A 22,776-nucleotide genomic window follows, 5' to 3' on the forward strand; every position below is an offset into this window, starting at 1 on the left:
AATGGTCTTCACCCGAACGCATGATAAAGCTTATGGGGCTTTTATAAAATTTGTATGAAAAGGATTGTCTCGTCTGAATAAAGGAAGAGAGTTTCATGAATTTCGGGCATGCATTTGGCTCCGGCATACAAAAATGATTTCCGCCTTAATTCCTTTGTTTTTCGACATATAACAAAGGAAGGTATGCAGCTTTATAAACTGTATTTTTTGAAGGACATCCATAATCGTGTATTGAATATGTAAGAAGACGCCAACAATAATGGTAAGGAACTAAAAAGGTGGAGGGTCGATAAGATGAAAAAACACTATGATGATGATGGTTTAGCATTACATACGGATTTATATCAGATTAATATGATCCAAACGTATTGGCAGGATCAGATTCATAATCGAAAAGCGGTGTTTGAATTATTTTTTCGGAAAATGCCATTCGGAAATGGCTACGCTGTTTTTGCTGGGTTGGAAAAGGCGCTCTCTTATTTACAAAAATTCGCATTTACTTCGAGTGATATTGAGTATTTACGTAGTGAAATGAGCTACCCAGAAGAGTTTCTCTCCTATTTAGAAAAATTGAAATTTACTGGCACGGTAAAATCAATGGAAGAAGGGGAATTAGTTTTCGCTAATGAACCGCTCATTCGTATAGAAGCAACTTTAGCTGAAGCGCAGCTTGTGGAAACAGCATTGCTAAACATTGTTAATTACCAAACGTTGATTGCGACAAAAGCATCAAGAATCAAACAAGTGATTGGTGATGAACAGGCTTTGGAATTCGGTTCTCGTCGAGCGCAGGAAATGGACGCAGCAATCTGGGGTGCACGCGCAGCTTTTATTGGTGGATTTGATGCAACGAGTAATGTAAGAGCAGGTAAAATGTTTGGAATTCCAGTGGCTGGCACGCATGCACATGCGATGGTTCAAGCCTATAAAGATGAATATATTGCCTTTCATAAATATGCGGAAAGTCATTTAGACTGTGTTTTTCTTGTTGATACGTACGACACGCTTAAATCTGGAGTACCAAACGCGATTCGAGTAGCTAAGGAGCTTGGAGACAAAATAAACTTTAAAGGTATTCGATTAGATAGTGGCGATCTTGCTTATTTATCGAAGGAAGCGAGAAGAATGCTGGATGTTGCTGGGTTCACTAAGGCGAAAATTACAGCTTCGAGTGATTTAGATGAATATACAATCATGAACTTAAAAGCACAAGGTGCAAGGATTGATACATGGGGAATTGGAACTAAATTAATCACGGCATACGAACAGCCAGCTTTAGGTGCTGTTTATAAACTTGTCGCAATCGAAAACGAATCAGGAGAGTTGACTAATACAATAAAAATATCTGCAAATCCTGAGAAAGTTACAACACCAGGCTTAAAAAGGGTATATCGAATCATCAATACAATGAATGGGAAAGCAGAAGGGGAATACATCGCAATGGATGATGAAAATCCCGGAGCAGAAGAACGTCTTAAAATGTTTGATCCCGTTCACACCTACATTAGTAAATTTATTACCTGCTTCGAAGCGAGAGAACTGCAAATTCCAGTTATTGTGAATGGGGAAATGGTATATGAACTTCCAGAACTACAAGATATTCAAAAAAAGCTGGAGAGAAATTTAGATGAATTATGGTCTGAGTATAAGCGTTCCCTCCATCCAGAGAAATATCCAGTTGATTTAAGTCAAAAATGCTGGGATACAAAGATGCGCTGCATTGAAGAAGTGAAAGCAAAAGTGAGTGAGGGATTTAATGATAAATAAAATAAATGGTAAGAACTTTGTATGGATTCATGGAAAGTGACACATACTTTAAAAGATATTCTCGTAATATCACACAGCTTCAGGATAACCTATACTAATGATGAGGTGATTCGGAATGAGTTATAAAGATCAGCTGGATGCCCATTCGAAACAGTTTCACCATAATTGGACAAGACCTAAGCGTTCAAAGTCTCAAGTTAATGGACATACCGAAATGACACAAAACACCTTTATCTTAAGAACTAATGCAAAGGCTCACAGATGGTAAAGGAATTCTGAAGTACGGGAAAGAAGACCTGCGAATGGTCTTCTTTCTTTTGGAGCGCGGCATTTCGCCTTATATAAGCTATCCATATGTCTTCAAAATCGTCAATAGTTCCTCTAGTAATTGGTTTGTTTTTTTCTGTTCCATTAGCAAATGTCTAATCTCGTCATTGAATGCTTTTCGTTTAGGCAGCTGAGTGGTGGATTCCGTTGTAAAAGAAATTGAAGATACGGATTCTTGGTCTTTTATCACAAAAACAAGTTCGTATTTCTCCTGAGTCACTTCAGATCAACATTCAAGAATTAAAGAGGCGTAGCGTTCTTCTAGCCAATCTCTTGCAAACGCATTTTGAGTAAGAATATAAAGTTTTCCATCTGTAATTTTACAACTTGTTTGAACAAGCCATGATTCAAAAGAAGGTTTAGATACCTTATTTTGAATCAATTCGAGCACATGACTCCAAAATTGATACATTTCTTCTTGAGTTATATCATCCTTTAAAGCTGTTATCTAAAATGAGGTTTGAAAATCATTCTATTGTAATGAAAAAATCAGTTAATTTACATAATGATCCTAAATGAATGTGAAAATGAGGGAATTTCACTGCCCTACTTTATGGGCTTAGCGCTAAGGGCGGACAGTTTAAAGGTAGGGAAGGGTTAAATAGTAATTAAATTAAGTTATATTAAAATAATTTTAAAAATAGATATTTAACAACAATAGGACTTGTCAATCCAGAATTTTGAAAAAAATGACTATTTATTCGTATTTGACAGGGGAAATATAGAAAAATAATATAAATATAAAAAAAATGATAAAAAATACGAACATTATATTGAAAAAGGGGTTAATAGTATGTATAATCATCAATAACAAAGTAATGCAGGGGTGATCAATATTTTCCCAAGCAACAATAATGAAACAAAGAAATTAATTTCTCATGCTTATAATGAAGTTTCAAAGGATTTATTTGGAATTGGCACGCTTTCCATGAAGGTATCAATTGAAGCAAATGTGCTTACACTGCAGGCTAAGCATCGTAGAGCACCACGATCGATTGTGCTGGAGGGAGAAGTACCTAGCCTAAAGCAAGAAGTCGACTTTCATTTATCTTTACTCTATAAGAAGAAATTAAGGCAGAAATTAGAAGAAAGAACGGATTGGGATATTGAGGCTGTTTTGAGAGATTATGATGCAGCCACCCAAAAGTCCTTTACAAATATTGTTTTACGAGAAACATAATAATATTGGATTTTCAACCGGATTTATCTGGACGAAACGCCACAATAATAAACCAAATGATTATTGATCTCTTTGTTTACAAAGACAAGACAATCTTGGGTAGAATAACATTATTCTATTTAAGATTGTTTTTTTCTTGCTTTAAATACTAACAAAATGATGGGAGTTTTTATTATGATGAAAATTATTAAAAGTCTATCTTTAGTATCTGCATTGGCTTTAACATTAAGTGCTTGTTCTTCATCCGATTCATCTGCGAAAAAAGAAAAATTAGTTATTTCTACTTGGGGATTTTCGGAAGATTTCTTTCGAGAAGAAGTGTATAAACCCTTTGAGAAAGAACATAATGTTGAAATTGTTTTGGACTCTGGGAATAATGCGGATCGTTTAAATAAAGTCCGCCAAGGAAATTCAGATGTCGATGTCATTTATTTATCTGACTATTATGCTGAGCAAGGAATTCAGGACGGTTTGTTCGAAAAAATTGATCATAGCGTCATTCCTAATGTCGAAAATATCTATGAAATGGCAAAAGCTCCATTAGGTAAAGAATATGGACCTGCTTATACAATTGCTCAATTCGGAATTGCGTATAATCCTGACGAGGTAAAAAAACCAATTACTTCATGGGCTGATTTATGGAATAAAGATCTAGGTGGAGTGATAACGATCCCTGGAATTACATCGACAACTGGACCGATGTTTTTAGATGCTGCTTCGAAAGTAAGTGGAAATACAAAATTTAATGAAGATGCTGCTTTTACAAAATTAAAAGAGCTTATGCCAAATGTGCTTAAGGAATATGGACAAACTTCTGAATTCGTAAACATGTTTGCACAAGGTGAAATCGCAGGTGGACCGATCATGGAAATGTACTTTGCACAATTACAGGAAGCTGTTCCAAATGCTAAATTTGTTTCACCTAAAGAAGGCGGATATGCGGTCATGAATACAGTGAATATTGTAAAAGACAGCGATCAAAAAGAACTAGCAGAGGAATTTATTAACTACATTTTAAGTAAAGAAGTTCAAGAGAAATCAGCAAAAGCAAAAATTGATTCCCCAGTTAATACGAAAGTTCAATTAACAGAAGAGGAAGCTAAAGGACTTACGTATGGTGAAGATGTTATTAATGGCTTGAACATCCTTGATATGAAAATCGTGAATAAAAACTCAAAAAATTGGATTGATCGTTGGAATAAAGAATTAGCTCAATAAGAAGTAGAGGTGCTTACTATGACTAAAAAAGTCATTCTTGATGTTGATACAGGAGTAGACGATGCCATTGGAATATTGCTTGCTTTAAAGAGCAAGCAAATGGATGTGCTTGGTATTACGACTGTGAATGGAAATGTATCTTTAGAAGCTGCAACGATTAATACATGTAAGATTGTTGAATTAGTAGGAGTGGATGTCCCTGTGATTATGGGGGCTTCTTCTCCATTAGTCAGAACCCCTTATTTTGAACATCGAATACATGGTGAAGATGGAATCGGTGGAGCATTAAAGGATATGGTTCCTAAGAAACAACCCGATGAAGGGTTTGGTCCTGATTTCATTATTAATTCGATATTGAGTTTTCCAGGTGAGGTAACCCTTGTTATGACTGCGCCTCTTACAAATTTAGCACTTGCAGTAAAGAAGTGTCCTGAGATTACGAAGTTTGTGAAAGAAGTAATCTTTATGGGTGGTGTAGTGAAAGACGTAGGCAATGTCACACCAACAGCTGAGTATAATATGTTTACTGATCCGGAAGCGGCCAAAATCGTCTTTCATGCTGGTTTTCCTTCCTTAACTTTAGTCGGTTTAGATGTGACTAGAAAAGTGCTCTTAACCGAAGAGCATATGGATGCCATTCATAATCCGCTTCTTGCTTCCTATATAAAAGAAAGCACGACGGATTATCGACAAAGATATTTTGAGCGTTATCGAATTCATGGTGCTGTGATGCATGATCCACTTGCCGTTGCCGTTGCCATAGACGCAAATATTGTGACAAAAAAGAAATATTATGTAGATGTAGAAACGAGCAGTGAATTATGTGACGGACAAACGGTCTGTGATTTCCAAAATCGTTTAGGGAGAACAGCTAATCTTGATGTTTGTTTAGATGTAGATGAAAAAGCTTTTATTGCACTATTTCATGAGGTCATAAATTCTTAAAGTGTGCAAACTGGGAGGATAAAATGAGAAACCGTACGATTTACCTGTTGTTATTGCCAGGAGCATTATTTTTAACAATCTTTATGGTGATTCCGATTTTGTTAACGATTGGATCAACATTTTTTAATGAAGGCAGCTTTAGCTTTGAAGGTTATCTGCACTACTTTCAAGATAAGTATTTCATCGGTATTTTACTAACAACGCTTAGAGTTAGTCTTGTAACAACGTTTATCTGTATTTTATTAGGCTTTCCAGTTGCTTACTATATTTCTAAGGTTGGGACAAGAACCAAGGTACTCCTATTATTACTCTCCATCTTCCCACTTCTTACTAGCTCAGTTGTCCGCTCATTCAGCTGGATGATTATTATTGGGAAGAATGGTGTACTCAACAAGCTTTTACTTAGTATAGGACTTATAGAAGAACCGTTAAATATTTTGTACACCCCTACAGCGATCATTATTGGCCTCGTTCATTTATTCTTGCCATTAATTATTATTACGTTAATCGGTGTTTTGGAAAATATGGATGAGGATTTGTTAACGGCAGCAGAAAGCTTAGGCGCATCTAGACTAGGTGTTTTTACGAAAGTCGTTCTGCCACTGTCCATGCCAGGACTTGTCATCGGAAGTATTCTCGTTTTTGTCGGCAGCTTTACGGCCTATACAACTCCAGCTTTATTGGGAGGGAAACAACGGGTAATTTCCACATTTCTCTATCAAAATGCAACAACATTAAATGACTGGCATACAGCAGCAATCGTTGCCACAATCATGATTGTCATCACGTTACTGGTGACTATAATCATGAACCAAATTGCATATAAAATAAATCCAAAGGGGTAAGGTTAATATGAAGCAAAAAAATCGGGGATTGGCTGTATTTACGTTCCTTGTATTTGTTTTTTTACTAGGGCCTTTGCTCATCATTTCCGTTACATCTTTTGAAGGCGGAAGTGTTCTGAAATTTCCTATTGAGACGTTTTCGTTTAAATGGTATGAAAATATTTTTAAAGTAAACATGTTTTTGACATCTTTCAAGACATCCATCATTGTCTCATTAGCAGGAAATCTGTTGGCATTGATATTAGGAATTCCAGCGGCTTATGCTTTATCCAGATTCGACTTTAAAGGAAAATCTGTCTTGAATGCCGTGTTTATTTCACCGATTTTGATTCCAGGTATCGTTTTAGGTTTTACGTTTTTGCGTTATATTGTTACAACCTATCATTTCCCAATTTATACAGGCTTGTTTATCGGTCATACAATTATTATGCTTCCATTTGTTATCCGCGTAATATCTTCAAGTTTGTCAACCTTCGATTTCTCTATTGAAGAAGCAGCACATAGCTTGGGGGCAAGCAAGATTGGAACATTCTTTCAGGTTGTTCTGCCTAATATCAAGTCAGGAATCATCGCAGCCGTTATGATTGCATTTTTAGAATCATTCAATAATGTTGATATTTCCGTATTCATGACTGGACCAGGTGTCAGCACCTTTCCAATACAAATGCTAACATATGTTGAAACGTACTTTGATCCTACAATTGCAGCCATTTCAGTAATGCTGATGATTATTACGGCGTTCTTTATGTTCATAGTTGAGCGGTTAATGGGCTTATCATATTTCACTAAACGATAACGGAGGCAACAAGTAATGGCTTTATTCACATTAGAAAACATATCAGTTGCATACAACAAACAAAATATATTGCAGGATTTTAATTTAGAAATTGAAGAAGGGAAGTTTGTTTCTCTGCTTGGTCCAAGTGGCTGTGGAAAAACGACAACCCTTCGATTAATTGCAGGCTTTCTTGAATCAAATAATGGCAAGTTCTTATATAAAGGCAAGGATTATACAAAGGTCCCGGTTAACAAAAGAAATTTTGGCTTCGTATTTCAAAACTATGCACTATTTCCTCATTTAACGATTTTTGATAATGTAGCTTTCGGACTTCGGCTTAGAAAGGCTTCCAAAAGTGAAATAGAAAAACGAGTGGCAAGTGTGTTAGAAATCGTTAATCTTAGAGGGTTTGAAAAACGATATCCAAAAGAACTTTCAGGTGGTCAGAGACAGCGTGTTGCGATCGCAAGAGCACTTGTCATTGAACCAGATTTATTACTTTTCGATGAGCCACTTAGTAATCTTGACGCCAATCTTCGTGAAAATATGCGGATTGAAATTCGCCGTATTCAGCAGGAGCTTGGGATCACAACAGTTTACGTATCTCATGATCAAGAGGAGTGCTTCGCGATCTCAGATCAAGTGGCAATTATGAATAAAGGAATTATTGAGCAATTAAGTGACCCCGCTACGATCTATAATTATCCGAAGACGAAATTTGTCGCAGATTTTATTGGCTTTAAAAACTTTATTGAGTTTGAAAACCGAACCATTCATGAAAATGAAATTGAACTTTCGAAATCAGGATTTACTTTTATTGTTCAAAAAAATCAAGCCAATACAGAATCTGACAGGAAAATTGGTGCGATTCGTCCTGACAATTTAGTGATTCGACCGTTTCAAGAACTTGTGAATCCAGGGGGAAATGAACTGCCGGGAAAAGTGAAGATACGAACGTTTTTAGGAAGAAGTTATCAATATATCATAGAAACGCCAATTGGAGATTTTACAGTAAATCAAGAAATGCTTGTACCTTATCAAGTCGGTGATGAAATCATTCTCGAATTTCCGGCAAACAAAATGGTACTTGTTAAGTAAAACAGGAGGTGAATAGATTGAAAATAGATATGCTGATTAGAAATGCCAATGTTTTTAATAGCTTTTTAAAGAAATTCACGAAAAGTAATGTAGCGATTATCGATGGGAATTTCTATTATGTTGGCGAACGTGACCAAGCTTTTTTTTCTGCTGACAAAGTGTTGGATGCCAAAGAGAAATATATGATTCCCGGTTTAATTGATATTCATTTACACATCGAAAGTACGATGGTTACACCAGCTACTTTTTCATATGGAATCATCAAAAATGGCGTGACCACGATTGTGCCAGAACCGCATGAAATGGCGAATGTATTTGGCGTTTCTGGTGTGAAGGAAATGATGAAAGCAAGCCGTGACTGTGTAGCAGATATGTTCTATGCAATTCCAAGTTCAGTGCCAGCGACAACGATGGAGACAACAGGTGGAAGTATCGAAATTGAAGATATCGATGAATTGTTGCAAACGGGTGAAATGAAGTGTTTAGGTGAAATCATGAATTTTTATGATGTGGTTACTGACCCAACATGTAAAACGAATCAGATTTTGAATCATATCAAAACAAATTATCCTGACTTAATTATCGAAGGCCATGTCCCTAAACTACTTGATTTGGAATTGCAGCAAATGATATTTGCGGGTGTCAATTCAGATCATACACACCAAACCATTGAAGGAATGCAACAACGTATCGCTAATGGGATGTTTTTAGAAATTCAAGAGAAATCCATGACCGAAGAAATCATGTCATTCTTAACGAATGAAGCGGTGGATGAGCATTTTTGCTTTGTGACCGATGATGTGATGCCGGATTATTTTCAGAAGTATGGTCAATTGAATCATTTACTAAAGAAGGCCATTCAAATGGGCATGTCTCCTGAGAAAGCTATATATGCCTGTACGTATACGCCAGCGAAAAGAATGCAGATGCATGATCGCGGAATCATTGCAGCAGGAAAAATTGCTGACTTTTTACTAGTTTCAGATCTTGAATCGTTTAACATAGAAGAGGTTTATAAAGCTGGAGAACAAGTTTACCATCAGCAAAATCCTTATAAGCAAGCGGTAGGTGGCAAAAGCTTCCCGGAAAGCTTTTATCGTAGTATCGTGCTGAAGGAATTAACTGCGAAAGATTTTGATGTATCAGTGGAAGTGGAAGATGGTAACTATCCTTGTCGTATCATTGAAGTGAATGACGGCTCTACTTTTACAAAAGAGATTCACGATACCCTGTCTGTTTCAAATGGTACGCTTAATTGGCAGGAAAGTAAGTATGGTTTAATTGCAACATTTGAGCGATATGGGAAAAATGGAAACCGAGCACATGGATTAATTAGTGGAGACATCATTAAGCGAGGGGCAATAGCTACAACCTATTCTCATGATAATCATAATTTATTAGTTATCGGTCATAACGTAGAAGATATGGTACTTGCTGCGAATGAAGTAATCCGTAGTCAAGGTGGTATTTGCTGTGTCGAGAATGGCGAAGTATTATCAAGAGTACCGCTTCCTGTCGGAGGAATTCTTTCAGAAGAGCCCTTAGAAATTGTTGCCGAGCAGGTGGATCATCTGACGCGTACTTTGAAATCATTAGGTTATAAGCATTATAATGTCATCATGTCTATAAGCACCTTATCACTACCTGTAAGCCCGGCATTAAAAATAACAGATCGTGGTTTAATTTCAGTCAATGAAGGGAAATTTGTACCGCTTGTTGTTAAGGCATAACTAATAAAAAATCCAACAGCTGATAAATAGCGTTGGATTTTTTTACTATGGAGGTATACGGCATACAGTCGATAGCCGGGGGAAATGGCTGATATAATGTGACAATTGACTGATCAATGCAAGATGGGCCAATGTTTTAACAGAATCATTTAATAAACTACGGAATATTCCCCCAGGCCGGATCATTAATGGAAAATAGGTGAAATAATGTGGGTAACCGTGGGAATATATACGTTGAATTTAAGCTGAATCCTCTAACTAAATTTTTTACGAGCTGGAAATGAAATTTACGCGCTGGAGTAAAATTTAACCAAAAACTCATCGGATCATCTGTTCATATTTTTACAAGCCAACCGCATTTATGACAATTTTAAAAAATAACCGTAAGATGTGAAAATAAGATTTTTGGCTTCAGCTTCAATTATTTATGCATTAAAAAAAGTGGTTGACCCAAAAAGGGCAACCACACACTTAAAACGTACGCTTTTTCATCACAAATGGATAGAGCAACAAGCCTACGACGAACAAGCCAATACCTAACATAAAAGTGAACATATTCGCTGTTCCTGTTTTAATCACCCAGATCGAATAAACTAAGGCAAAGACAGTGATTATTCCATCGCGAACTCTTGAGCCTTTGATGATATCATAAGTTTCCCCAGTAATGACTAGCTTCAATTGATAGATGGCTGAAACAAGATAAGGAATTAAATAAGCAAGTGTTGCGACAACCATCGCGAAACCATATGCTTCTGTAATGGTACCTGAAATCGTTGAAAATAAGAACAACTGAGTCAATAGATTTGTGACAGTTAATGATCGAACAGGACTTCCTTTTTTATTTGTTTTAGCAAAGAATGCTGGAAACAAATCAACTTTGGCTGCTTGGTAAGGTACCTCAGAACTGACCATGACCCATCCAATCGTAGAACCTAGAAGGGAAATGATGGCTAGTGCTGCCATTACATAGACACCTTCATTCCCAATTGCTCCTGATAGAGCATCGACAAGGGGACGGGAAGATTCACGCAATGCGGATTGTGGAAGTGCACCCATTGTTAAAAGGGTGATTCCTATATAAATGGCTACCGCAATAAGGAGTCCTAGAATCGTCGCTTTCTTTACGTCTCTTTGTGATTTTGCTCGATTTGAAAGCATAACAGCAGCTTCAACGCCAATGAAAGCCCATAGAGTGGAGATGGCTGCTGAATTAATTTGACTTCCTAACGAAAGAACCTTACCTTCTGAATCTTGGAATCCTCCACCGCTTGATAGGTTGCTTGAATCAAAGATGAAGAGGGTGATAAAGATGAAAAAAGCAAATCCAAGAACTTTTGTAAGTGTAGCAATAAAATTTATTTTACCTGCTCCGTTATAGCTACTGACTGTTATCGTATGAATTCCCCAGAGTGCTAATGAACACACTGCAAACGTTAAGGTTTTGCCAAGTTCAAGGCTAAAGCTGTCGATGGAATAGATGACTTTCGTGCTTTGTAGAACAGGAAAAAAGGTAGACAAGTAACCTGCAAATGCAATGATGACAGAAGCCGTTGCCGCCCAGTTTGCCGCCCAATATCCCCAAGCCATACTATAACCGGCAACTCTTCCTTTATCGGGGGAAGAGAAAATCGCTTGTGCATAACTTTGTGGCCCGGCCTTAAGATCAGGCTTCCTGATAGCTAAATTCCCGAACACAAGAGCAATCATTAACACCCCAATTCCAGTGATTCCCCAAGCGAGAGTTGCCCCTAGTGCGCTTGATACTTGCGCCAAGTTTGCAGGAAGCATGAAGATTCCGCCACCCACCATATTTCCAATCACAAATGCTGTTAATATAAATAGTCCCCATTTTTTTTGAATCATATCAAACAACCTCTCTGTTGTATTTATATCTAGACGTTATAGTAAAAACCATCCATGAGCCTCTACACCTAACTAAAACGATGTAAAAGGATCAGGTACTCAATTTGTATCACCTATATGAAGGTGGCGGTGCGAAGCTGGTTTTGCAAGGCCTATCGCTTTTCCGCAGAAAATACGTATAGTTAACTTGTTTTCTAATATCGTTCTATATCAAAATTATAGTCCAATAATTTAGTTTGGTAAAGTGATAAAACGATAAAGGAAATAAATTAATTTATTCGGAAAATTATTAATTTTATATTGACAAGGAAATAATCATGAATTATATTAGGTATTAATATTAAAACCAAGTTTATCGATGCGAATTATATATTTTGACAAAAGGCGCCGATTAGACAACTAAAGGCACCCTCTATCCAGTTTAATGAATAGAGGGTGCCTTTTCGTTTTTTTTAGAAGGAGGATCATAAATTGAATGTAAAATTAAGTATTTTGGATCAAAGCCCAATTGAAGACGGTGGGGGAGAGGTTGCACTACGCGATACAGTGAAGCTAGCTCAAAAGGCAGAGCAGCTTGGATATTATCGGTTCTGGGTATCAGAACACCATAATTCTGATTCGGTGGCAGGCTCAGCACCAGAGGTCTTAGTTTCCTATTTACTAGCAAGGACTAATACCATTCGAATTGGATCAGGAGGAGTGATGCTTCAGCATTACAGCCCTTATAAAGTAGCCGAAACATTTAATGTTTTAGCGGCCTTAGCACCTGGAAGAGTAGATTTAGGTGTTGGGAAAGGTCCAGGTGGGCTACCTAATTCAACGAAAGCATTACAACAGGGAGGCTCAGCTCTCAGTTTTGAAGAAAAACTTCAAGGTTTACATCGATTCATACGAAATGATCTGCGAGAGGATAATGAGCTAACTGAATTAAGAGCAGTTCCAGCAGTTAAAAAGCCGGCAGATTTATTTTTATTGGGAGCAAGCGGTTCTAGTGCAAGACTAGCGGCTGAATCTAATCTATCTTATGTATTTGCACATTTCTTTAATAGTGGGGATTCTTTATTAAAAGAAGCCATTACAGAGTATCGAACTTATTGGAAAGAAGACTTTCAACCAACTTTTATTCTTGCCTTATCCGTTATAGTAGCCGAAACGGATGAGATTGCACAATCTCTTGTGAAGTCGATGGAAGTAGTGAAGATTCATTTTGCAAGCGGGAAATCGTTGACGTTTACTAGTCGTGAACATGCAGAGCAATTTGCTCAACAATCAAATGAGGAGTGTACAATTAGTGTCAAAGAAGCCAATATCCTGTATGGATCGAAGGAAACAATTCGTAAGAGGCTTCTTGACATTCAGGAGATTTATAATCCAGACGAAATAATGATTGTAACACCAGTTGCCAATTTTGAAAAAAGACTAGAATCATTTGTATTGCTAAAAGAAGCATTTTTTGATAGTACGGTTCAAAACTAAAGGAGGTATGTTCATTGACTAAAAAAAAGACAGCTTAAATTAGGTGTTATGCTCCATGGAGCGGGGGGGGGGGCATATGGCTTCGTGGAGACATCCCAATGCAACTATCGATGCAAGTGTGAATTTCAACTTTTATAACCAACTAATTGAAAAGGCAGAGGCAGCTAAGTTGGATTTGGCCTTTGTCGCAGATGGATTATACATTCATGAAAAGTCTCTGCCACATTTTCTAAATCGATTTGAACCGCTGACAATACTATCTGCGCTAGCTGCGGTCAGTTCGAAAATAGGTTTGGTCGGAACACTTTCCACTTCCTATAGTGAGCCATTTACAGTGGCCCGTCAGTTTGCTTCTTTAGATAAATTAAGCGATGGCCGAGCGGGCTGGAATGCAGTAACTTCTCCATTAGAAGGTTCAGCCCTTAATTATGGAAAAGGCGAGCACCCAGAACATGGGGAACGTTATTTAATTGCTACTGAATTTATTGAAGTGACAAAAGGGCTTTGGAATTCTTGGGAAGATGATGCATTTATTCGTAATAGAGAAACAGGGATGTTCTTCGAGCCAGGTAAAATGCATCGATTACATCATACAGGGAAATATTTTTCCGTTGAAGGTCCATTAAACATTTCTCGATCCAAGCAAGGGCAGCCTGTTATTTTTCAGGCTGGATCATCTGAACCCGGTAAAGAATTAGCTGCGAAAGAGGCTGATGCCGTATTTACTGCACACGAATCCATTGAGCAAGCGATTGAGTTTTATCGAGACGTGAAAGCAAGAGCCATAGCGAACGGACGCTCACCTAATGATATATTAATTTTCCCAGGCATCTCGCCAATCATTGGGAAAACAGATGAAGAAGCTTATCAAAAATATTTGGAAATTGCTAATCTTGTTTCAATAGACGATGCGCTTAATTATTTAGAACGGTATTTCGATCATTTTGATTTTAGGCAATACCCGCTAGACGAGCCGTTCCCAGAGCTTGGGGATATCGGTAAGAATAGTTTTCAAAGCACAACAGACCGAATTAAAGAAATGGCGAAACAAGAACATTTAACAGTAAGAGAAGTTGCTTTGCGCGTTACTTCTCCAAAAACAAACTTTATCGGAACACCAGAAAAAATTGCAGATCTAATTCAAACATGGTTTGAAGCGGGTGCGGCGGATGGCTTTATGATAGGAGGTCCTGTTTTACCTGACGGATTGACTGATTTTGTCGATCATGTCCTACCGATTCTACAGAAACGTGGCTTGTTCAGAACTGAATATGAAAGTGATACGTTAAGAGGAAATTTAGGATTGAAAATACCTCGGAATCGATATGAGAGGGACGAAGTAACAAATAAATAATGGATAATCAGGAAGGATGAATCATATGACGGAAGTTATTCGTTTAGCAACTTTAGATGATGCAGAAAGATTATTGTATGTAACTTTGAGAGCGTACGAACCGATTCGAGAGCTGGATATAAAGTGGCCTGCGGCAACAGCAAATATTGAGTTAGTTAAACAAAACATCACGGACTTTTCTTGCTACGTATTAGAAAAGGATGGAATCATCATAGCTACCGTTACGGTTAGGACATTTGCTGAAGTTTCTGATTTAACCTGTGTTTGGTGGTTTGCTGTTGATCCTGATTATAAAGGATTTGGCTACGGGAAGAAAATCTTGGACTGGGTAGAGGAAGTGGTTATTCGTGACCAGCTGAATCAGCCGGCGGTTGGACTGGGGACATCACCGAAACATCCATGGCTTGTTTCGATGTATGAACGAAGAGGGTATAAACGAATTTTCGAAACCAATCATGGTGACGGACAAATTGGTGTATTCATGAAGAAAAACTTGCTACCTGAGTACAAAGATAATCAAACGGAAAAACAAGAAGATGTTCGAGCAGCGAATTAATCTAAAGAGTTTACTAAAGAATGGTCTAAGGAGAAGGGGATTGGGAGATGAAAAAACGATTATTGGTTTTATTAGGAGCGCTACTGGTTGTTCTAATGGCAGGTTGTGGTTCAAACAGTGTTCAATCTGAGAGCACAGCAAAAAATTCTGATCCAAAGGTGAAAAAAATAATCGTTGGAACAGGTACACAGTTTCCTAACATTTGCTTCATAGATGATGATGGTAAGCTGACAGGATATGATGTAGAACTTGTCAAAGAAATCGATAAACGTCTTCCAGAGTATGAATTTGAATTCAAGACGATGGAATTTTCCTCTTTATTATTAAGCCTAGAAACGAATAAAATTGATTTTATCGCTCATCAAATGGAAGTAAATGAAGAAAGACAGCAAAAATTCTTATTTAATGATGAGCCATATAATGTTTTTCCTCTTCAAGTAGTCGTACACAGAGATAATCCATCCATTAAGTCCATTAAAGATTTAAAGGGCAAGAAAGTGATTGTAGGTGCTACGAGCAACTCAGCGGTATTGCTTGATAAATATAACAAAGAACATGGCAATGAAATTGAAATCGTCTACAGTGGAAGTGGGAGTACTGATACAATCACACAAATTAAAAATGGTAGGGCGGATGCTACAATTAGTACTCCATTTGCGGTTGATTTTCAAAATGAACAGGCAGATGCCGAGCAAAAAGTGGTCGGAGATGTGCTTTCGAATTCAAAAGTTTACTTCATGTTACGAAAAGATGAATCAGATTTGAAAGAAGCAATCGATAGAGCGCTAAAAGAGATCAAAGCTGATGGAACATTAAAGGAATTAAGCACAAAATGGCTTGGAGCGGATTACACCGATCAATAACATTCTCATGAAAGGTACAGGATGTATAGATGGACATAACCCTTATCATTGATTTCTTTCCAAAATTAATTTCGTACCTTCATATTACTTTGTTGATATTAGTTGCTGCAGTAGCAATTGGACTAATAATTGGTGTGACAATCGCTTTAATACGTATTTATAAAGTTCCAGCCTTCAATCGATTAGCTCTCATTTATATATCCTTTATGAGGGGTACACCAATCTTAATTCAGCTTTTCTTAATCTACTTTGGACTACCGGCCCTTTTAACACTTGTTCATATTGATGTATCTCGTGCAAATCCCTTACTATTTGTAGCGATCACATATGGGCTAAGCTGTGGTGCATCATTCGCAGAAATTATCCGCGGAGCCGTTAACGGAGTTGAAAGGGGGCAGACTGAAGCCGCCTATTCAATTGGCATGAATGAAAAACAAATGCTGGTGCGGATTATTTTGCCTCAGGCATTGGCTATGGCTTTTCCAAACTTCGCAAATTCAGTGATAGGCTCACTAAAAGATACCTCGCTTGCTTTTACAATTGGTGTAATGGATATGGTAGGAAGAGGAAATACGCTCATTGCTTCTTCTCTACACGCACTCGAAGTATATATGACATTGTCGATTATCTATTATGGTGTTGTATTATGCTTGGAAAAAGGGTTTTCACTGTCAGAGAAAAAGCTACAAAGGTTTGAAGGAAGCTTGGCGGTAGATACAAAATAATTAGGAGATTTGAAATTATGCAAATTGATATTCTATTTATTTTTACGGCATTAATCGAAATATTCAAAGCACTCCCATTGACGATGATTATTACCCTGGTCCCGTTAATGATTGGTTTTCTAATTGGGATTGGAATTACGTTAATTAGGATTCGAAAAGTAAAAGGATTGTACCGTTTGGCCAATTTCTATGTGTCTTTTATAAGAGGGACGCCGGCATTGATGCATATTATGTTGATCTATTTGGGCTTACCACTTCTTATTGACAAACTGGCTGGCACCTTTCAGTGGGCCTTTCAATCCACATCGATTCCAATTTTGTTATTTGTATTAATGGCCCTATCATTAACAGCCGGCGCTTATATGTCAGAAATTATTCGAGCGGGTATATTGGCAGTTGACCAAGGTCAGTTGGAAGCGGCTGAATCAATTGGAATGACGAATTTTCAAGCGATGAGACGAATTGTATTTCCTCAAGCCATTGCAGTTGCGCTTCCTAATTTATGCAATATCTTTATCGGGTTTTTGCATACATCTTCCATAGCTTTTATCGTGTCGCAAAAAGAATTAACGGGTGCTGCAAATATTGTGGCTTCAAATAACTTGAAATTTCTTGAAGCTTATATAGCAGCGGCTTTGATATACTGGGGCTTAACGATTATCTCAGAAAAAGTTACTGCTTTATTGGAAAAAAGAGCGACGGTTTATAATCGAGGAGGTGTAGCATGATTCAGCTTCGAAATATCCAAAAATCATTCGGTAATCAACTCGTGTTAAAAGGAATTGATCTTACAGTAAATAAAGGAGAGGTTGTTTCCATACTTGGACCAAGCGGATCTGGAAAGACAACGTTACTTCGTTGCATCAACTTTCTAGAAAGACCTAATGAGGGTGAAGTAATGGTTGATGACTTTACGGTGAATAGTAAACAAGCAAGTAAAAAAGAAATTCTGACACTTCGGAAAAAAACAGCCATGGTGTTTCAACAATATAACTTATTTAAACATAAAACAGTTATGGAAAATGTTATGGAAGGGTTGCTTGTGGTTCAGAAAAGCTCAAAAGAAACAGCAAGGAAATTGGCAATGGAAGTGCTAGCGAAAGTTGGGTTAACGGAGAAAGCAAATGCATATCCAGTTCAGCTTTCTGGAGGACAACAACAGCGGGTTGGTATTGCAAGAGCCCTTGCGTTAAATCCAGAAGTGATTTTACTTGATGAACCAACATCCGCTCTTGATCCAGAACTTGTTGGAGAGGTGCTTGAGGTAATTAAGCGGATTGCCGATGAAGGAATTACGATGATTATTGTGACGCATGAAGTGAGTTTTGCTAAAGACGTCTCAGATTATATTGTGTTTATGGATCAGGGTGAAATTATCGAAGAAGGAACCCCGACGGTTATTTTTAATTATCCAAAAGAAGAAAGAACGAAAAGATTCTTTAAGAGAATAAACCGAGAAGCAGGTATTCTTGAATCAAATTTATCAAGCGTCATTTAACTACCAGAGAAAATGAGGTCGAAGTGGTGATTAAAAAGATGGTGAAAACTACAACTATAATTCACACTTAACACCTTTGGAAAGTCGGGAAAATAATTGACAAAGATTGTTTGCGAATTTACACTAAATGTAACTAATAATCAGTTTTCTTATCAAGAGAGGTGGAGGGACTGGCCCTAAGATACCTCGGCAGCAGACTTTGTAGTACTGTGCCAATTCCAGCGAGCGAATGCTTGATAGATAAGAAGAGTAAGTACAGTTCTGTTGCTTAACCTCTTCTTATTTTTTAGGAAGGGGTTTTTTTATATCCGAAAATTTGGAGGGGATTCGAATGGGAAGCATTGATGAGTTAAAATTAAAGTATATTATATCCAGTCTCAAGAATCTTGAGTTTGGTTCTTTGAACATTACCGTTCATGAAGGGGAAATTACTCAAATTGATGTGACAGAGAAGAAAAGATTTCCCAACTTGAAAAACCAAAAAATTAGGGAACAAGGAAGAGCTTGAATTTGAAATAAACGCGGATTGAGCATCTTGTAGAAGGTGCTCTTTTTTCTTATTACGGAAAAACACTGCAATTATAGATTGGTAGTACTATATAGAATCCGTAAAAGGGGCGTGGAAAATGCGAACTGAAAATCAATTAGTGGCCGATAGAATTAAATTCTTGACACTAACTAATCAGAGGATGGATGTTTTTTTTATTGGTCGTAATCTATGAGGTATGGAGAAAGGCATAGGTAAATTAGTTTAGATGTGATTTTATGTAAAAAGATAGGTCGGTTTAACTCTTTCGATTCTTCTTATAATTGAGCAGAAGTTCCTAGATTTTTGGATCGCGAGTTTGGTAAAGACAGGATAAACGATCGATTTTTTAAAAAAGGCATCTTTCTAAAATAAACTTATGGTAGGATAAAAAATAATGGAAAAACATATAAAAAATTCCATAATCTATTTAGTGAGAATCAATTAATTAAAGATATTATTTTAGTTTGGCGCATTTTTGAGAGGGGATAATGGAATGGGCAAACAAGGTAACAGATTCTTGATCTTATTAGGTCTCATTTTCGTTTTAGGTGCATGCACAGGTACAGGTGAAAAGGCATCTACTGACAAGAATCAGGGAAAGAATAAGCAATTAGAAGCATCGATTGAGGATGCGTCATACATAGTTCCGGACCTTGGCGTTACTGAAAATCAGGAACAAGGAGTCATCGCCGTAAAATTAAAGGTGAAGAATCTATCGGATTCACCGATTCTTCTTTCAGAATATGATGGGGTTAAATTGTATGATGGAGATCAACAAATCAATATTAAGCCAGAATTGTATAATCGCAAAGTAGACTTGAATATAGGTTCTAGCGGGAATCTCGGTGTCGGGAAAGCGAAATCACTTCTTGCTATTTTTGAAGTAGAGAAAGACAAGGAGTATGAAATCGGCTTGAGTCCAATTTCTAGTAACTTTGAAGAAAATAATGATGAGCTGACACTCAAGCTGGATACAAAGAAATATGCAGATAGTTACGAAACACTTCAAGATCCAGCGAAAGCCTTCACAGCCTATATCGATCAAATTTATTACGAAAAGGAAAACAGCGACTACGAACAATTTGTATCAGCTGATAAACCAGCCATGCAAGAAGAGGCAAAAAATACGTTTAAAAGCGAAGTGAAAGAATTATTTAAAAAAGATTTAACTGATGAAGATATCGACAAACTATACATAAGCTATCGTGATATTTTAGCAGAAAAAGCAGTAGTAACTACATCAACTGCAGCATATGCCAATGATAAAGCCATCGTTGCGTTAGATGTAAAGACACTTCCGTTACAGGAATTATATCAAGAAGTGTATAAATATCAAAAAGAATTCCGGGATAAAACAGGCAGTTATGATGAGAAGGCAATAGATGAGTATGTCCTATCTAAATTTGACAGAATCCTAGATTCTATAGAATTAAAGTCCTCGAGCAGAAAAATTGAGGTTTCTCTTGTAAAAAAGGATGGGAAATGGACAATCGATCCCGTTAATAAATATGGGGAAAGCTTAGATAAGATTTTTGTAAAAGGATCAATTTATTAAGGAGCTGTGAACAGTGTGAGTAAAAAGAGGTTATATGTAATCTCGGCAGCCTTTGTTCTGATTATCGTCATCATGGCCGTAGTCCTTTTTGTCCAGCAAAGCAACAAACCGAAACAAGCTGTGGAAGCATTCGAACAGGCTGTGGAGCAGAAGAAACCCAACCAGCTTAAGGGATGGATTATGGCTGATGATAAGAAGGCTGTAATAAATGATTCATCCTTGAAAGCTCTGGTTGCTTATCTAAATGCAAATAATAATAGCTACCAGGCGATAACAGAAAGCTTGGATAAACAGGTGGAAAAGAAAGAATTCAAGACAACAAACCAGCAAATTAGCTTGGTGAAGACTGGAAATAAATGGGGTTTGTTCTCGGAGTATAAGTTTAAAGTTAAGACGGCTTACATCAAGGTAACCGGTCAGCATAAAGACGATGAGATTCATCTTTCCATCCAGAAATCCAGCGAATCCCTCAAAAAAGACAAAGAAGAGAAATTATATGGCCCGATCCTTCCAGGTACGTATCAAATTGATTTGACCGTAAAAAATAAGCTAGGCACTTTTTTGGACAACAGAAAAGTAGATGTTTGGGGAGGGAGCAAACAAGTAAGCTTGATTATCGATGATGATAAACTGGCCCAAAGTGATCAGCGGGTTCAAGAGGAGATCATTTCCGCAGTGGAAACTTTCAATAAAGATATTGTCGTGTATCAGACAAATGGTTTTGAGGCCAAACATTTAACCAATGTCACGGACTCAATTCTAGAAGATCTGGCATTTGTCGACTTTGAATCAGGATTTGATGAATTGGAACAATATGTAGATGAAATTCAAATGCAGTATTCGGAAACGGTCGTGAATCTTGACGATTTAGATATTAATCAAATCCATAGTGAATGGATCGCAGATGTCGAAGCATTTGTTGCTTATAATAATAAGTTGAAGATCCGTGACCTCGAAGGGTATAAAGATACGTCCTATAAAGAGATTCGCACATATAGCTTGAAATATGATGATAAAAGAAAAAAATGGCTCATTGATGATGCGGATCAGGTTCCCGCGGACGGGTTTGAAAAAGACAAGTGGGATAAAAAGGCTGAATTGAGTGGAAAGAATTCACCTGTTATGAAATGGAAAAGGAAGGGGAGCGTGGATCAGCTTTAAATAATTGAACCATTTATTTATGTTCGCCTAATAGACTTTGCGTTTATTAGGTTTTTTGGTTTGTTCTTAGAAAAAATCTCGTGAGTTTTGGAATTGGTAATTTTTATCTGGCTCAACTTAGTGTTCAAGTTATTTGATGACAGAGCTAAAGTTAGCATAGCTTCGCCCTCTTTTTCTTCATATAAAGAGTAATTGTGTAATACGTATAGAATTAGAAGAATGTGAAGGAGGATCAACATGAACACGGTAAAACCAGCACGCCTTCAAAAAGGGGATACAGTAGGAGTCATTGCTCCAGCAAGTCCACCAGATCAAGCAAAAATTAAACAAGCTCTTTCTTTTTTTACAGAACTAGGTTTACATTATAAGCTTGGAAAAAACATAGAATGCCAATATGGTTATTTAGCAGGCAGTGATGAAGAAAGAGTGGAAGATGTGCACAGTATGTTTTCTGATCCTAGTATAAAAGCTGTTTTTTCAGCGCGTGGAGGGTATGGAACACCGCGAATTGCTACTCATATCGATTATGAAATCATTAAAAATAATCCGAAAATCTTCTGGGGATACAGTGATCTTACTTTTTTGCACAATGCTTTTTTTCAAAAAACAGGACTTGTTACTTTCCATGGACCGATGCTAAGTTCTGATTTGGGGGATGAAACGATTGATCCCTTAACTAAATCACGATTTTTGCAATTATTTGACTCACAATCCTTTGTTTATGATGAGACAATCTCACCACTTGTAACGGAAATTCCTGGTGAAGCAAGTGGACTACTGATCGGTGGAAACTTATCTTTGTTAGTTAGTACGCTAGGTACGGAATTTGAATTAGATACAAAAGATAAACTGCTATTAATTGAAGATATTCATGAAGAGCCTCGTTCAATAGATAGAATGCTGAACCAGTTGTACATGAGCGGTAAATTATCTGATGCAGCAGGGATATTAATAGGCGACTTTAAAGAATGTGACACGACACGTTCCCTATCGCTTACTTTGGCTGAAGTTCTACAGCATTACATCAAACTTGCTAATAAACCGACAGTATCAGGTTTTCAGATTGGTCATTGTACCCCACATGTGGCGATACCACTTGGCACGTTTACTAAACTTGATGCAAGTAATCGTGAAGTAACCATTGAAAGTGGCGTTCAATGATTTAAGCAAAGTGAAAATCGAGAATATGATTTTTAGAAAACAACATCACTGGGCAATCAAATATTTAGCGGATAAATGAATATAAAACTCGTCCATCGTGACGAGTTTTTGCTTTTAGAAAAACTGAAACCTTTTCTCGATCATTTC

Annotated in this window: 22 protein-coding genes, 1 pseudogene and 1 riboswitch; of the genes and pseudogenes, 20 read left to right on the top strand and 3 right to left on the bottom strand. The window is 37.2% G+C overall.

Annotated elements, in window-relative coordinates; translation table 11 throughout:
- Nucleotides 1-294: 294 nt before the first annotated feature.
- Together AC625_RS06100 and AC625_RS25495 are read left to right on the top strand one after the other, a co-directional pair.
- Nucleotides 295-1,767 carry a nicotinate phosphoribosyltransferase gene (locus AC625_RS06100; protein ID WP_049680476.1) on the top strand — a complete coding sequence of 491 codons (1,473 nt, stop codon included), beginning with the start codon at nt 295-297 and terminating at the stop codon, nt 1,765-1,767.
- A 115-nt stretch (nt 1,768-1,882) separates the two neighbouring features.
- Nucleotides 1,883-2,035, top strand: a complete 153-nt coding sequence (locus AC625_RS25495; protein ID WP_082190958.1) for a YpzG family protein — start codon at nt 1,883-1,885, stop codon at nt 2,033-2,035.
- Nucleotides 2,036-2,113: 78 nt separating this feature from the next.
- Here the strand turns inward: AC625_RS25495 and AC625_RS27385 are convergent, their stop codons facing one another.
- Nucleotides 2,114-2,314 carry a hypothetical protein gene (locus AC625_RS27385; RefSeq protein WP_218971213.1) on the bottom strand — a complete coding sequence of 67 codons (201 nt, stop codon included), beginning with the start codon at nt 2,312-2,314 and terminating at the stop codon, nt 2,114-2,116.
- Nucleotides 2,315-2,320: 6 nt separating this feature from the next.
- Nucleotides 2,321-2,506, bottom strand: coding sequence for a DnaA N-terminal domain-containing protein (locus AC625_RS28470; RefSeq protein WP_049680477.1), 186 nt, complete (start codon nt 2,504-2,506; stop codon nt 2,321-2,323).
- A gap of 423 nt (nt 2,507-2,929) precedes the next feature.
- On the opposite strand from AC625_RS28470, the gene AC625_RS06110 reads away from it, so the two are divergent.
- From AC625_RS06110 to AC625_RS06140, 7 genes are all read left to right on the top strand, one after another.
- On the top strand, nt 2,930-3,274 hold the full coding sequence (locus AC625_RS06110; RefSeq protein ID WP_049683608.1) for a hypothetical protein: 345 nt from the start codon (nt 2,930-2,932) through the stop codon (nt 3,272-3,274).
- 174 nt (nt 3,275-3,448) lie between these two features.
- Nucleotides 3,449-4,492 (top strand): ABC transporter substrate-binding protein, encoded by a 1,044-nt coding sequence (locus AC625_RS06115; RefSeq protein ID WP_049680478.1) that lies wholly within the window; start codon nt 3,449-3,451, stop codon nt 4,490-4,492.
- Nucleotides 4,493-4,510: 18 nt separating this feature from the next.
- Nucleotides 4,511-5,437 (top strand): nucleoside hydrolase, encoded by a 927-nt coding sequence (locus AC625_RS06120; protein ID WP_049680479.1) that lies wholly within the window; start codon nt 4,511-4,513, stop codon nt 5,435-5,437.
- Nucleotides 5,438-5,460: 23 nt separating this feature from the next.
- Nucleotides 5,461-6,282, top strand: coding sequence for an ABC transporter permease (locus tag AC625_RS06125; protein ID WP_049680480.1), 822 nt, complete (start codon nt 5,461-5,463; stop codon nt 6,280-6,282).
- Between the two features lie 7 nt (nt 6,283-6,289).
- Complete coding sequence (locus AC625_RS06130; RefSeq protein WP_049680481.1) at nt 6,290-7,078, top strand: ABC transporter permease; 789 nt, start codon at nt 6,290-6,292, stop codon at nt 7,076-7,078.
- A 15-nt stretch (nt 7,079-7,093) separates the two neighbouring features.
- Nucleotides 7,094-8,158, top strand: a complete 1,065-nt coding sequence (locus AC625_RS06135) for an ABC transporter ATP-binding protein (RefSeq protein ID WP_049680482.1) — start codon at nt 7,094-7,096, stop codon at nt 8,156-8,158.
- Nucleotides 8,159-8,175: 17 nt separating this feature from the next.
- Nucleotides 8,176-9,888 carry an adenine deaminase C-terminal domain-containing protein gene (locus AC625_RS06140; protein WP_049680483.1) on the top strand — a complete coding sequence of 571 codons (1,713 nt, stop codon included), beginning with the start codon at nt 8,176-8,178 and terminating at the stop codon, nt 9,886-9,888.
- A gap of 471 nt (nt 9,889-10,359) precedes the next feature.
- Here AC625_RS06140 and AC625_RS06145 read toward each other — a convergent pair whose 3' ends face one another.
- On the bottom strand, nt 10,360-11,751 hold the full coding sequence (locus AC625_RS06145) for an amino acid permease (RefSeq protein WP_049680484.1): 1,392 nt from the start codon (nt 11,749-11,751) through the stop codon (nt 10,360-10,362).
- Nucleotides 11,752-12,222: 471 nt separating this feature from the next.
- Between AC625_RS06145 and AC625_RS06150 the strand changes: the two genes are divergently transcribed.
- The 11 genes and pseudogenes from AC625_RS06150 (at nt 12,223) to AC625_RS06195 (ending at nt 22,629) form a co-directional block, all read left to right on the top strand.
- Entirely contained in the window at nt 12,223-13,227 is a 1,005-nt protein-coding gene (locus AC625_RS06150; protein WP_049680485.1) for an LLM class flavin-dependent oxidoreductase, read from the top strand.
- A gap of 48 nt (nt 13,228-13,275) precedes the next feature.
- Nucleotides 13,276-14,581, top strand: a pseudogene (locus tag AC625_RS06155) (LLM class flavin-dependent oxidoreductase).
- Nucleotides 14,582-14,606: 25 nt separating this feature from the next.
- Nucleotides 14,607-15,137: a GNAT family N-acetyltransferase gene (locus tag AC625_RS06160; RefSeq protein WP_049680486.1), complete on the top strand. Its 531-nt coding sequence runs from the start codon at nt 14,607-14,609 to the stop codon at nt 15,135-15,137.
- 47 nt (nt 15,138-15,184) lie between these two features.
- Nucleotides 15,185-16,000 (top strand): transporter substrate-binding domain-containing protein, encoded by an 816-nt coding sequence (locus tag AC625_RS06165; protein ID WP_049680487.1) that lies wholly within the window; start codon nt 15,185-15,187, stop codon nt 15,998-16,000.
- 29 nt (nt 16,001-16,029) lie between these two features.
- Nucleotides 16,030-16,725 (top strand): amino acid ABC transporter permease, encoded by a 696-nt coding sequence (locus AC625_RS06170; protein WP_049680488.1) that lies wholly within the window; start codon nt 16,030-16,032, stop codon nt 16,723-16,725.
- Nucleotides 16,726-16,742: 17 nt separating this feature from the next.
- Complete coding sequence (locus AC625_RS06175; RefSeq protein ID WP_049680489.1) at nt 16,743-17,453, top strand: amino acid ABC transporter permease; 711 nt, start codon at nt 16,743-16,745, stop codon at nt 17,451-17,453.
- Complete coding sequence (locus AC625_RS06180) at nt 17,450-18,223, top strand: amino acid ABC transporter ATP-binding protein (protein WP_049680490.1); 774 nt, start codon at nt 17,450-17,452, stop codon at nt 18,221-18,223. The genes AC625_RS06175 and AC625_RS06180 overlap by 4 nt, the downstream gene beginning before the upstream one ends.
- A gap of 146 nt (nt 18,224-18,369) precedes the next feature.
- Nucleotides 18,370-18,470: riboswitch (SAM riboswitch) on the top strand.
- 84 nt (nt 18,471-18,554) lie between these two features.
- Nucleotides 18,555-18,731 carry a YezD family protein gene (locus tag AC625_RS25500; RefSeq protein WP_180320067.1) on the top strand — a complete coding sequence of 59 codons (177 nt, stop codon included), beginning with the start codon at nt 18,555-18,557 and terminating at the stop codon, nt 18,729-18,731.
- Nucleotides 18,732-19,245: 514 nt separating this feature from the next.
- Complete coding sequence (locus tag AC625_RS06185; RefSeq protein WP_049680491.1) at nt 19,246-20,307, top strand: DUF5105 domain-containing protein; 1,062 nt, start codon at nt 19,246-19,248, stop codon at nt 20,305-20,307.
- A gap of 15 nt (nt 20,308-20,322) precedes the next feature.
- Nucleotides 20,323-21,468, top strand: a complete 1,146-nt coding sequence (locus AC625_RS06190) for a TcaA second domain-containing protein (RefSeq protein ID WP_049680492.1) — start codon at nt 20,323-20,325, stop codon at nt 21,466-21,468.
- Between the two features lie 237 nt (nt 21,469-21,705).
- Nucleotides 21,706-22,629 (top strand): S66 peptidase family protein, encoded by a 924-nt coding sequence (locus AC625_RS06195; protein ID WP_049680493.1) that lies wholly within the window; start codon nt 21,706-21,708, stop codon nt 22,627-22,629.
- Nucleotides 22,630-22,776 lie beyond the last annotated feature (147 nt).

The organism is Peribacillus loiseleuriae, from assembly GCF_001183985.1.
GTDB lineage: Bacteria > Bacillota > Bacilli > Bacillales > DSM-1321 > Peribacillus > Peribacillus loiseleuriae.